Genomic DNA, 12,624 nt, shown 5'->3' with positions numbered 1-12,624 from the left:
GGCCTCATCGCGAGCAAGCTCGCTCCCACAGGGGATCTGTGGTGAATGCGATATTTGCGTTCGACACAAAACCATTGTGGGAGCGGGCTTGCTCGCGATAGCGGTTTAGCAGGCGCTACAGCAACATCTACCAATAATTATCGGGATACTCTGTCGGCATTTTCCTACTGTTACCTGCGTTCTTTCAGGTTACTGAATGTGTAACCGCATCGCGCCAATACGGGGCATTGGGAAACGCCGGGGCTTAAATCCGGGCCTGAAATGCGCCTCAAAAAAATAAGCCGCTACACTGCGCTTGCCGGATTAGAAGGGTTTGCCAATAATAGGCCCGCAATTTGCAGCATAGATCGGTTCACTATCTTTTGCTCTTGCATGATTTTGCAGGGCTGTCAACGTGCTAAAACGGCTTTCTCGGTGCTTCTGTAATTAGTTGTCGCATTGAAGAAATATCGGCCTCGGGCCTGTCGTTAGAATGCCGATCACTCGCTCGTCGTTGCTCGTGTTGAATTTCAACACCCGCTTCCCAGGACGCAGCACTGCTTTCTGGTTCCACTCATTCGCATATTGGGCTGTCGCTCACTCTGCCGTTTTTGCCCTTTACCGATGGAGTCCCAAGATGAAGAAACTCGTGCTGCTTGGCGCCCTGGCACTGTCCGTGCTGTCCTTGCCAACCTTCGCCGATGAAAAACCTCTGAAAATCGGTATCGAGGCGGCTTACCCTCCGTTCGCGTCCAAGGCGCCGGATGGCAGCATCGTTGGTTTCGACTACGACATCGGCAACGCGCTGTGCGAAGAAATGAAGGTCAAGTGCGTGTGGGTCGAGCAAGAGTTCGACGGCCTGATCCCTGCGCTTAAAGTGCGCAAGATCGACGCGATCCTGTCGTCCATGTCGATCACTGAAGATCGCAAGAAGTCCGTGGACTTCACCAACAAGTACTACAACACCCCGGCTCGCCTGGTCATGAAGGCCGGCACTCAGGTCAGCGAAGGCCTGACCGAGCTCAAGGGCAAGAACATCGGCGTGCAGCGTGGTTCGATCCACGAGCGTTTCGCCCGCGAAGTCCTGGCCCCGCTGGGTGCCGAGATCAAGCCTTACGGTTCGCAGAACGAAATTTACCTCGACGTGGCCGCCGGCCGCCTCGACGGCACCGTGGCAGACGCTACGCTTTTGGATGACGGCTTCCTGAAAACCGATGCCGGTAAAGGCTTCGCCTTCGTCGGCCCTGCGTTCACCGACGTCAAATACTTCGGCGACGGCGTAGGTATCGCGGTGCGCAAGGGCGACAAGGAAGATCTGGACAAGCTCAACAACGCCATCGCAGCCATTCGTGCGAACGGCAAGTACAAGCAAATCCAGGACAAGTACTTCGCCTTCGATATCTACGGCAAGTAATTCGTCCCAGCGACAAGTCCGAAATGGCGCAAGCAACAGGATCTCTGAGGTTTGCGCCATTTTTTCATCCCAACTTTCGAGGACCTGAATCATGTTGAAAGGCTACGGGGCTGTCATCCTCGATGGCGCTTGGCTGACGCTTCAGCTCGCCTTGTCGTCCATGGCCATGGCCATCGTTCTGGGCCTGATCGGCGTGGCACTGCGTCTGTCGCCGGTGCGCTGGCTGGCCTGGCTGGGCGACCTGTATTCCACGGTGATCCGCGGTATTCCCGACCTGGTGCTGATCCTGCTGATTTTCTACGGCGGCCAGGACCTGCTCAACCGCGTCGCACCGCTGCTCGGCTTTGACGAGTACATCGACCTGAACCCGTTGGCGGCCGGTATCGGCACCCTGGGCTTCATCTTCGGTGCGTACCTGTCGGAAACCTTCCGTGGCGCCTTCATGGCGATCCCCAAGGGTCAGGCCGAAGCCGGCATGGCCTACGGCATGAGCAGTTTTCAGGTGTTCTTCCGGGTGTTGGTACCACAGATGATTCGCCTGGCGATTCCGGGTTTCACCAACAACTGGCTGGTATTGACCAAGGCTACCGCGCTGATTTCGGTGGTGGGTCTGCAAGACATGATGTTCAAGGCCAAGCAGGCGGCCGATGCCACCCGCGAGCCTTTCACCTTCTTCCTCGCAGTAGCCGCGATGTACCTGGTGATCACCAGTGTGTCGTTGCTGGCATTGCGTCACCTTGAGAAGCGCTACTCGGTAGGCGTAAGGGCGGCTGATCTATGATCTTCGACTACAACGTCATTTGGGAGGCCATGCCGCTGTACCTTGGCGGCCTGGTGACCACCCTCAAACTGCTCGCGCTGTCGCTGTTCTTCGGCTTGCTGTGCGCCTTGCCGCTGGGCCTGATGCGCGTCTCGAAGAACTCGGTCGTCAACATGTCGGCCTGGCTCTACACCTACGTGATCCGCGGCACGCCGATGCTGGTGCAGCTGTTCTTGATTTACTACGGTCTGGCGCAGTTCGAAGCGGTGCGGGAAAGTTTCCTCTGGCCGTGGCTGTCCAGCGCAACGTTCTGTGCGTGCCTGGCGTTCGCGATCAACACCAGCGCCTACACCGCCGAAATCATCGCCGGCAGCCTGCGCGCCACGCCGAACGGCGAGATCGAAGCGGCCAAGGCCATGGGCATGTCGCGGGTCAAGATGTACAAGCGCATCCTGCTGCCGTCGGCCCTGCGTCGCGCGCTGCCGCAGTACAGCAACGAAGTGATCATGATGCTGCAGACCACCAGTCTGGCGTCCATCGTGACCCTGATCGACATCACCGGTGCCGCGCGCACGGTCAACGCCCAGTTCTACCTGCCGTTCGAGGCGTACATCACCGCTGGCGTATTCTACCTGTGCCTGACCTTCATCCTGGTGAAGCTGTTCAAGATGGCCGAGCGCCGCTGGCTGGGCTACCTGGCCCCGCGCAAGCACTGATATCACTGACTGACTGTTTTTGTGAGAACCGACAGCATGTACAAACTTGAAGTCCAAGACCTGCATAAACGCTATGGCAGTCACGAAGTGCTCAAGGGCGTGTCCCTGAAAGCGGCAGCCGGCGATGTGATCAGCATCATCGGTTCCAGTGGCTCCGGCAAAAGTACTTTCCTGCGTTGCATCAACCTGCTGGAGCAGCCGCACGCGGGCAGGATTCTGCTCAACAACGAAGAGCTGAAGCTGGTGGCGAACAAGGACGGCGCGCTGAAGGCCGCCGACCCGAAACAGCTGCAACGCATGCGTTCGCGCCTGTCGATGGTGTTCCAGCATTTCAACCTGTGGTCGCACATGACCGCGCTGGAAAACATCATGGAAGCGCCGGTGCATGTGCTTGGCGTGTCCAAGGCTGAAGCTCGCGAGAAGGCCGAACACTACCTGAACAAGGTGGGCGTGGCCCATCGCAAGGATGCTTACCCTGGGCACATGTCCGGCGGCGAGCAGCAGCGCGTGGCGATTGCCCGTGCGCTGGCGATGGAACCTGAGGTGATGCTGTTCGACGAACCGACCTCGGCCCTCGACCCGGAGCTGGTCGGCGACGTGTTGAAAGTCATGCAGGCTCTGGCCCAGGAAGGCCGGACCATGGTCGTGGTGACCCACGAAATGGGCTTTGCCCGTGAAGTGTCGAACCAGCTGGTGTTCCTGCACAAAGGTGTGGTTGAAGAAAGCGGTAACCCGCGCGAAGTGCTGGTGAACCCGCAATCCGAGCGTCTGCAGCAATTCCTGTCGGGTAGCCTGAAGTAATCGCTCCCGTTACGCACCAAATTAGGCCATGCTGCGCAGCGCGCGCCAGATGGTCTAATTTGGTTGCAGCCGCTTTTGGCTTCTAACACTGTTTTCGTTTCGGATTGCCCACCATGACTGCCCATCGAATTGGTTTCCTGATTTGGCCCAGCACTAAAGCACTGACGCTTGCGCTGGCTGAGGAGGCCTTGCGTGTTGCCCAGCGTGTGCATCCAGACGTGGTTTACGAACTGTCGTTCCTGCAGGCCGAAGCGCCGAGCGAAAGCGCCTGGCAATTGCCGGGTGAGGCGTGGACCGGCAAGCTCGAAAACTTCCAGAAACTGTTCCTGCTCGCTGACGAACCACCGACCGCACTGGCGCCGGCGCTCAGCAGTGCGCTCAAGCAACTGGTGCGTTCCGGTTGCGTGATCGGCGGTCTGTCGGCCGGTGTTTACCCGCTGGCGCAGTTGGGTTTGCTCGACGGTTATCGCGCGGCTGTGCATTGGCGCTGGCAGGACGATTTCGCCGAGCGCTTTCCGAAGGTCATCGCCACCAGTCACTTGTTCGACTGGGATCGCGATCGCCTGACCGCGTGCGGCGGGATGTCGGTGCTCGACTTGTTGCTGGCCGTGCTGGCCCGCGATCACGGTGCGGAACTGGCCGGTGCGGTATCCGAAGAACTGGTGGTCGAGCGCATCCGCGAGGGCGGCGAACGCCAGCGCATTCCGTTACAGAACCGCCTGGGTTCCAGCCATCCGAAGCTCACACAAGCAGTGTTGCTCATGGAAGCCAACATCGAAGAACCGCTGACCACCGACGAAATCGCCCAGCACGTGTGCGTATCCCGTCGGCAGCTGGAGCGGATCTTCAAGCAATACCTCAACCGCGTGCCGAGCCAGTATTACCTGGAACTGCGCCTGAACAAGGCCCGGCAGATGTTGATGCAAACCAGCAAGTCGATCATCCAGATCGGCCTGTCCTGTGGCTTCTCCTCGGGGCCGCATTTCTCCAGCGCCTACCGCAATTTCTTCGGTGCCACGCCGCGGGAAGATCGCAACCAGCGGCGCAGCAGCAGCCCGTTCGAATTGTCATCGGTGCCGCCGGAGCGCGGCTGATCAGCACCTGATCCCGATCAGTCTTCCGGTTCGGACGCCTCGGACGTCGACACCTCCAATTCTGCCCGATCGATCACTTCCTGAATGCCGAAGTCGACACTGGTCAGCCTGAAATACTCGATCAGGGTCTGCAGGCTGTCTTCGGAGAACGGATTGCCCCGCAAGTTGATGCTTTCGGCGACTTCCAGCGGCAGTTCGAGGACGTCGGCGGGTATCCGGCTGATTGCGTTGTCGCTCAGGTCTACGGTTTCCAGGCTCTTGAGCTGCAACAGTCCAGCGGGTAATTCGGTGAGCCCGCAGTTGTCCAGTTGCAGGGTCGCCAGGTCCGCCATCTGGCTGATATCTGGAGCCAGCCCCAGCGGATTGTTCCTCAAGTCGATGAATTCCAGGCGGGCCATCTCGGCCAGGTTCAGGGCAGACTGCGGGGTCAGGGTGATGTTGCAGTCGAGGAGATTGAGCGATCTCAAATCGCTCATCCGGAAGATCGCCTCCGGGATATCGCCCAGTCTGAAGTCGTTGATAACGAGGGTCTTGAGTTTGGGGAAGCACTCCAGGAATCCGGTGACGCCTGTGGTCAGGCCACTTTCGCTACTCAGGTAAACCAGAGAAACATGGCTGAAATCTGCGCTCAGTGTCGGCAGGTTACCGGTAATCCGTGTCTCCAGACTCAGGTCATAAGTAGTTGCTTGCAGTGAAACGTCGAAGTCCTCCGGGTCGCTTTCCCGGCGCCAGCAGCGCAGTACGGACTCTCTGAATGCGTCCCGCGTCGAGTGTTCGATCAGCAGTTGCTGGGCAGTGAAGGGTTGATTGCTGTGGGGGTGGACGGCGGGAATATTGCCGGTCCAGGCGGACAGGTCGTTCTCCAGGGTGGTGAGTTCGACTTCCAGGCGGGTCAGTTCGACTCGCCCCTCATCCAGGGTCCCGGGCAGTTTGTAGACGAATTTGCTGGCGTCTTCCTGGTCCATCCAGGGGTACAGTGCCTGCGCGCGGTGGATATCTGTTTCTTCGGCAAAGATACCGAAGTCCTGACGGGTCTGCTGGAAGTGCTGTTTGAGGCGTTCGCGGGCTGCGTTTGAAAGCGGATTGTTGCCCAGGTCGAAACCCTCCTGGGTGCGTTGTTGCAGTGTGAACAATGCGCTGGGCAACTCTTTGATCTGGTTGTTATTGAGCAGGGCGGTGCGCAGGCGTGGGCGAGTCAATAATTCGCGCGGGAGTTCAGTAATGCCCGTCTGCGATAAGTCGATGTAATTCAAATCGGGCATGCTGCCGACATCGGGTGTCAGGCCCAAGGGGTTCTTGTACAGGTCCATTGTGGTCAACCGATGCAGGCCCGCGAGCCCGACTTGGCTTTCGGGGCTGAGGGTGATCGCGCAATTGCTCAGAATGAGTTCTTCGAGTTGCAACGATGGAAGGGTGTCCGGTAAGTGGCCAAGGTTGAAATCGCGCAGTTTCAGGATGCGTAAACCGGTAAAGCTGCGCAGAAACTCATGCATGCCCCGCGTGGCGCTGCTGCCTTCCAGTGTAAGCATTGTGACGCCGCTGAAGTCGGTGCTCAGGGCTGGCAATTCGCCGATGATCGGTTGGAAGAAGTTGAAGTCGACTCTTTCAAGCGCGGTCTCGGGAAGGGTCCATTGCTGTCGCCAGCAGTCCATCAGGTCGATGGTGAACTGTCGACGGAGCTGCTTTTGTGCAGCGAATTGCTCGGGAGTGACCCTGAGTTGTGTGTCTGGAATAAACAGCGGAATTTCGTCGCGCCAGGAAGAAAGCGTTTCCTGGAGCTGCGTGTGTTGAACCATAAGCCGATTCAGTTCTGCCCGCGGTCCGTTTGGGTGCTGTTGCAGGCGTTCGACGAAGGCGTCGAGCTCTTCGGCGGATAGATGGGGGAACAGTGTCTGAGCCCGAGCTTGCAAGGTAGGTGTGTTGCGTGGCATTTGACGATACCCGTCACCGCCACCGAGCAAGCGCATTACCTTTGGGTCGTAGGTGGGTTTGAGGTTGGGGTGTCGAGCCAGCAGCGAGCTTAATGCGTCACGGCTCAAGGCGTGATTGCGAATTAACTGTTTGAGTCGTTCACCTTCACCGATATGAAGGTTCAGGGCGGTGCGTTCACTGTCCGGCATGGCCTGTAATAGGCATGCGTAAAGCGAGTCCATGCCGCTGAGTTCTTCGCCGTCTTGATCGAACGCCTGATACTCGCCTTCTACTCTGAGCACCAGCACTTTACGCAGGGGCGCGTCGGCACTGCCAACGCTGTCGATCAGGAGGCCTTCATGGGCGTACTGGCGGGTTTCCAGTCGTAGCTGTCCCGTCCAGCCTGGCAGTTTTTCCAGGGTGTGCAAGGCCAGCCGGTCGGTGTCGAGGTTGTTCTCGGTCGATGGCAAATCAAGCCCCTCGTAGGCGCGTGTCACTCGTACTTGTAATCTGGCCTCCTGGCTCAGCTCGACCAGGCGAGGGGAAATGGTTGGTTTTTTCAGCTGTTGCAGTTCCTGTTCGTTTGCTGTGTTCACAATCGCTTCTGCAACGCTGCTTGGTAGTCCGGGCTCAGCATCCATGACTGCTTGTATGGGGCCTTGAGCGCCCCGTTCGAGTCTGCGATAACGCTGATCGAACAGGCCTTGCCGTTTCTGTTCGGCAAGCCGCGCGAGTATCTTGCGCAACCGCTGCGCCCGGTTTTCCAGGCCAGGGGAGGGGTGACCGAATTCTTCGCCCATCAGCGTTCTGGCTTCGCTGTCCGACAGGGTCAGGAGAAAGGTTTTCAGCAGGTCGCCGTCGGTGAGGCGGGTGGCGTCGATTTCCACCACGGGTACATCGGGCGCCGGGCTTTGCCAAAGGGTTTGCGCATTTTCGTCGATCAGTCGCAGGCCTTTGTTTGCCGGCCAGTAACCGTTTTCATTGAGCAGTTCCAGCTGTGTCACGGGATCCGCCTTGAGGGAGTGCTCCGGCTGGTCGCTGCCGATCTGATCAATAAAGGTTTGTATGTCCTGATCGATCCTGAAGCGTTTGAGTGTGTCGGCCAGTAACGGCGGCACCTGCCCGGCATGCACGTGTATCTTGCGCAGGGTATCTTCGTGGCTGCCGCTGATGCTGAGGATGCGCTCGCGGGTGCTGGCCGAAAATCGCTGCATGTCCGGGCCGATACGGTGCAGCACGGTGGCCTGGTCCCAGCTCAACGGCTGGTCGAGTTCGGTTTGCCAGGCGCCGGTGCCGTTGTGCCGCAGTTGTGGTTTGTAGGCGTCAGGGCGGGAGGGGTGGTCGATGCGGTACTCGCCGATGACGGAGTCCTCGCTGACGGCGTAGTTTTTGCCTTCCAGGGGTAACAGGGTTTTACCTTGATGCCTGTGCAGTCCGAGTGAATCCGGTTTTGAGTCCGCTGGGAGTGTGGCGGGGTGCTCGTAGGCGGTCAGGTCGGGTTTCCAATAGCGGGTTTCGCCATTGGGCCGCTTCACCGAATTGAAACGGTCGATGAACTGCACAATTTCCTTGGGCAGGATCGCGCGAAATTCTCCCGCCGCGATCACGCCACCCACCGCAAAGGTGCCCAGTTGTACGGCGGATTCAACAACGCCCATGAAATGCTCGAAGGCCTCGGTGGTGTGGCCCTCGGCCCAGTCAACAATGCTTTCGAAGGTTTCGTCGAGCAACTGGTAGGCCATGTAGGCCAGCATCAACTCGCCAAGGAAGGGTACGAACGGCAGGGCAATAAAGGCCGCGATGTTCAGCAGGGTCGAAGCTATTTCCGTAAAGGAGTCCCATAAGGCCCAGCGGGCTCTCTGGTCGACTGTTGCGGTGGACACGGCGATCACTCGCGCATCGTTGAGGATCTTGTTGAGCTTGCTCTGATAGAGGTGGGTCAAGAGATCGTCTTTCACCGGTGTGGCCGCAATGTGCAAGTCGGGACGTTGGTTGGGGCGCTCTCGCCAGGTCGGGTGCGGATCGCCCGGTGGAACAGGCTGCCAGGTTAAAGGTGATAGCTCGTTGTTCAACTGCGCGAAAAAGTGCCCACGATCCTCATGATTGATGAATCGACTGAAAAACTGTTGGTATTCGGGGGCACGCAAGCGCTGACCAAGTTCCTCGGCGAATGCGGCGGTTGAACTGTATTCCTTGATCGGGTGTTCGGGGTCGTCAGGAATGTAGGCCACCACTCTGACCACTTCTGTTGCGCGCTCCAGATCCGGTGCAAACAAAACGATGCCAGTCAGGCGAGCGTTCATGATTGTCAGTTCATGGTAGCCCCAGGGCAGACCATGCAAACGTAAAGAAGGCAGGTTGTCGAGCAAGCCAAGAGTCAGTCGGTGGACGTCACTGCCCAGCAATTTTTGCATCTGCGCCATGTGCAGGGCAGCGGTGAGTGCGGTTTTCTGGCTGTCGTGAATTTTCGATTTCAGTATTGCCGCGGCCACGGGATTGCTGATGCCAAGGTTGTCGTCCAGATACTCTTTATAGCGCTGGCCAATGTCCAGTTCCCGGCAGAGGCTGGTAAAAGCCGTGATGGGCATCTTTTCCAGTATCTGCGGCAATGTATTGAATTGCCCGGTAGCAGAGGGGGGGCGTGATGTAAGTCGAGGCGGGCTCGAAGGCGTCTGCTTTGGTTTCGGTGCTTTCAAAATTGTGCAGTGCGGCATCCAGCAGGGACACCGTCCAGGTGCGCGCAGCGCCGGATTTCAGCCGAAGCCATGGGATGTGAGCCGGGATGTAAAGGCGAAGGAACGTTTTACGAGCGTCCAGTTCCAGGCCGAATCGGGTCTTGAGCGCCGCTTCGAGAAGTGGTTCGGCGAAGTCGGCGGGGCTCTGCAGCTTTGCCATCATTTGATCAACCTGGTTCTGGCTGGTCACATGACGGGCAATGAGTTTGCCCAGTTCTGCATGCTGATGGGGTGGAGCGTCCTTGAGCCCGGCCGGAATGCCTGGCGCGCTGTTGCGCAGTGCCTCACGCCGTTGAGGCGTTGCTTGGCGGAGCCAGGAGGGGATCACGTTGATCAGGTGCTGATAGTGAGCGTCTGGCCTGAAGGCGTCGCGAGCAATGTCGGTATGTTGGGTATTCATGCGGTTAAGGTGACCATCGAAGTGGGATGAGGCCCTTAGGAAACCGCGCGAACCCGGACGCTGTGCGGTACATATTTACCGCACTCGGGTCATTGCCATGAGTTACAACGCAGCAAGCCTGCCGCAAACGTCCGCCGCCAGTTAAACTGCGCCTTTGCGACCCTATATGTCGCATTGCCGTAAACCCGGGAAAATCCGGGGTTTGCGCTATAAGAAGTTGTCGCTTGGCGGCAAGGCCGGGCTGAAAACTGTCCTTACAATCCTCACCAAGCTCGCCAGTTTCAGGCGAGTGTTTTCTCTTCAGGAGACTCCGATGTCCGTTGAGCACGCTGCGGTACAACGCGCCGATTTCGATCAGGTAATGGTTCCCAACTATGCGCCTGCCGCATTCATTCCTGTGCGTGGCGCCGGTTCCCGCGTTTGGGACCAGTCCGGTCGCGAGCTGATCGACTTCGCCGGCGGGATCGCCGTCAACGTATTGGGTCACGCGCATCCGGCGCTGGTCGGTGCCTTGACCGAGCAGGCGAACAAGCTGTGGCACGTGTCCAATGTGTTCACCAATGAGCCGGCCCTGCGCCTGGCGCACAAGCTGGTTGACGCCACCTTTGCCGAGCGCGCCTTCTTCTGCAACTCCGGCGCCGAAGCCAACGAGGCCGCCTTCAAGCTGGCCCGTCGTGTCGCGTTCGACCGTTATGGCAGCGAGAAGTACGAGATCATCGCCGCGCTCAACAGCTTCCACGGCCGTACCCTGTTCACCGTGAACGTCGGTGGCCAGTCGAAGTATTCCGATGGCTTCGGTCCGAAGATCACCGGCATCACCCACGTGCCGTACAACGATCTGGCTGCGTTGAAAGCTGCCGTTTCCGACAAGACCTGCGCCGTGGTCCTGGAGCCTATTCAAGGTGAGGGCGGTGTACTGCCGGCCGAACTGGCCTACCTGCAAGGCGCCCGCGAACTGTGCAACGAGCACAACGCGCTGCTGGTGTTCGACGAAGTGCAAACCGGCATGGGCCGTACCGGCCACCTGTTCGCCTACCAGCATTACGGCGTGATCCCGGACATCCTGACCAGCGCCAAGAGCCTGGGCGGTGGTTTCCCGATCGCCGCCATGCTGACCACCGAAGACCTGGCCAAGCACCTGGTCGTCGGCACCCACGGCACCACTTACGGCGGCAACCCGCTGGCGTGCGCTGTCGCAGGTGCGGTGATCGACGTGATCAACACCCCAGAGGTGCTGGCTGGCGTCAATGCCAAGCACGACAAGTTCAAGGCACGCCTTGAGCAGATCGGCGAGAAATACGGCCTGTTCACCCAGGTCCGTGGCCTGGGTCTGTTGATCGGCTGTGTGCTGAGCGATGCCTGGAAAGGCAAGGCCAAGGACATCTTCAACGCCGCTGAACAAGAAGGCCTGATGATTCTGCAAGCCGGCCCGGACGTGGTGCGTTTCGCCCCGAGCCTGGTGGTGGAAGACGCCGATATCGATGCCGGTCTGGACCGCTTCGAACGTGCCGCGGCAAAACTGACGCAAGCCTGATAGACCCTTCGACGCCTGACCTTTCAGGCGTCGAACCCAATTTTTATGCCGGGCCCGCTTTACTGTAGGAGCGAGCTTGCTCGCGATGGTGGATCAGCCACATTGGTGTCGACTGACACTCCATCGCGAGCAAGCTCGCTCCCACAGGAGTTCCAAGGCGGCCCCGGCTTATTTCCCTCAAAAGAGTTTTAGAAAGGAGTGACACCATGCTGGTGATGCGCCCCGCGCAAATGGCTGATCTGGGCGAGGTACAGCGTCTGGCTGCGGACAGTCCGATTGGTGTCACTTCCTTGCCGGATGACGTTGAGCGCCTGAGCGACAAGATCGCGGCAAGCGAAGCCTCGTTCGCCGCCGAAGTGAGTTTCAACGGTGAGGAAAGCTATTTCTTCGTCCTCGAAGACTCCGCTACCGGCAAGCTGGTCGGTTGCTCGGCCATCGTGGCGTCGGCCGGTTACTCCGAGCCGTTCTACAGCTTTCGCAACGAAACCTTCGTGCACGCTTCCCGCGAGCTGAAGATTCACAACAAGATCCACGTGCTCTCCCAGTGCCACGACCTGACCGGCAACAGCTTGCTGACCAGCTTCTATGTGCAGCGCGAGTTGGTGGGGTCGCCTTGGTCGGAGCTCAACTCCCGTGGCCGTTTGCTGTTCGTGGCCAGCCATCCGGAGCGTTTTGCCGATTCCGTGGTGACCGAAATCGTCGGTTACAGCGATGAAAACGGCGACTCGCCGTTCTGGGATGCCATCGGCCGCAACTTCTTCGACCTCAACTACGCCGAAGCAGAGCGTCTGTGCGGGCTGAAAAGCCGTACGTTCCTTGCCGAACTGATGCCGCATTACCCGATCTACGTGCCACTGCTGCCGGACTCCGCTCAAGAGGCCATGGGCCAGGTGCACCCGCGCGCGCAGATCACCTTCGACATTCTGATGCGCGAAGGTTTCGAGACCGATCACTACATCGACATCTTCGACGGTGGCCCGACCCTGCATGCCCGTGTCTCGGGGATCCGTTCGATCGCCCAAAGCCGTGTGGTGCCGGTGAAGATCGGTGAGCCGGTCAAAGGTGTCGGTCGCCAGTACCTGGTTGCCAATGCCCAGTTGCAGGATTACCGCGCGGTCATGCTCGAGCTCGATTACGCGCCGGGCAAACCGGTGACCCTGGACCTGGAGGCCGCCGAAGCCCTGGGTGTCGGCGAGGGTGCCAGCGTGCGCCTGGTCGCGGTTTAACAGCGACCTGGCCTGATTGCTCGTTTAGAAAGCAGCGAAGTTTCACGGGTGGCG

9 protein-coding genes are annotated in these 12,624 nt (G+C 59.0%); 7 read left to right on the top strand and 2 right to left on the bottom strand.

Going from position 1 to position 12,624, the window contains the following annotated elements:
• Positions 1–616 precede the first annotated feature (616 nt).
• The 5 genes from AC1Q6Y_RS03525 (at position 617) to argR (ending at position 4,764) form a co-directional block, all read left to right on the top strand.
• The gene (locus tag AC1Q6Y_RS03525) at positions 617–1,393 is read left to right on the top strand and encodes an ABC transporter substrate-binding protein (protein WP_056724133.1); all 777 of its coding nucleotides are present in this window, start codon (positions 617–619) and stop codon (positions 1,391–1,393) included.
• A 91-nt stretch (positions 1,394–1,484) separates the two neighbouring features.
• Positions 1,485–2,174, top strand: a complete 690-nt coding sequence (locus AC1Q6Y_RS03520; protein WP_015096506.1) for an ABC transporter permease — start codon at positions 1,485–1,487, stop codon at positions 2,172–2,174.
• Positions 2,171–2,869, top strand: a complete 699-nt coding sequence (locus tag AC1Q6Y_RS03515; RefSeq protein ID WP_056724135.1) for an ABC transporter permease — start codon at positions 2,171–2,173, stop codon at positions 2,867–2,869. Before AC1Q6Y_RS03520 ends, AC1Q6Y_RS03515 begins: the two co-directional genes overlap by 4 nt.
• 36 nt (positions 2,870–2,905) lie before the next feature.
• Entirely contained in the window at positions 2,906–3,670 is a 765-nt protein-coding gene (locus AC1Q6Y_RS03510) for an ABC transporter ATP-binding protein (protein WP_057713607.1), read from the top strand.
• Between the two features lie 113 nt (positions 3,671–3,783).
• Positions 3,784–4,764: a transcriptional regulator ArgR gene (gene argR / locus AC1Q6Y_RS03505; RefSeq protein ID WP_150812124.1), complete on the top strand. Its 981-nt coding sequence runs from the start codon at positions 3,784–3,786 to the stop codon at positions 4,762–4,764.
• A gap of 17 nt (positions 4,765–4,781) precedes the next feature.
• Here the strand turns inward: argR and AC1Q6Y_RS03500 are convergent, their stop codons facing one another.
• Positions 4,782–9,263, bottom strand: a complete 4,482-nt coding sequence (locus AC1Q6Y_RS03500) for a dermonecrotic toxin domain-containing protein (protein ID WP_492624041.1) — start codon at positions 9,261–9,263, stop codon at positions 4,782–4,784.
• Positions 9,205–9,810 (bottom strand): dermonecrotic toxin domain-containing protein, encoded by a 606-nt coding sequence (locus AC1Q6Y_RS03495; RefSeq protein WP_492624040.1) that lies wholly within the window; start codon positions 9,808–9,810, stop codon positions 9,205–9,207. The genes AC1Q6Y_RS03500 and AC1Q6Y_RS03495 overlap by 59 nt, the downstream gene beginning before the upstream one ends.
• A 313-nt stretch (positions 9,811–10,123) precedes the next feature.
• On the opposite strand from AC1Q6Y_RS03495, the gene AC1Q6Y_RS03490 reads away from it, so the two are divergent.
• Together AC1Q6Y_RS03490 and aruF are read left to right on the top strand one after the other, a co-directional pair.
• Positions 10,124–11,344 carry an aspartate aminotransferase family protein gene (locus AC1Q6Y_RS03490; RefSeq protein ID WP_057713610.1) on the top strand — a complete coding sequence of 407 codons (1,221 nt, stop codon included), beginning with the start codon at positions 10,124–10,126 and terminating at the stop codon, positions 11,342–11,344.
• 206 nt (positions 11,345–11,550) lie between these two features.
• Positions 11,551–12,570 (top strand): arginine/ornithine succinyltransferase subunit alpha, encoded by a 1,020-nt coding sequence (aruF, locus tag AC1Q6Y_RS03485; RefSeq protein WP_046042322.1) that lies wholly within the window; start codon positions 11,551–11,553, stop codon positions 12,568–12,570.
• Positions 12,571–12,624 lie beyond the last annotated feature (54 nt).

The organism is Pseudomonas sp. GW823-FHT06E10, assembly GCF_058794995.1.
Note: the sequence above shows the minus strand (reverse complement) of the source record. Positions and strands in the feature narration are given on the sequence as shown.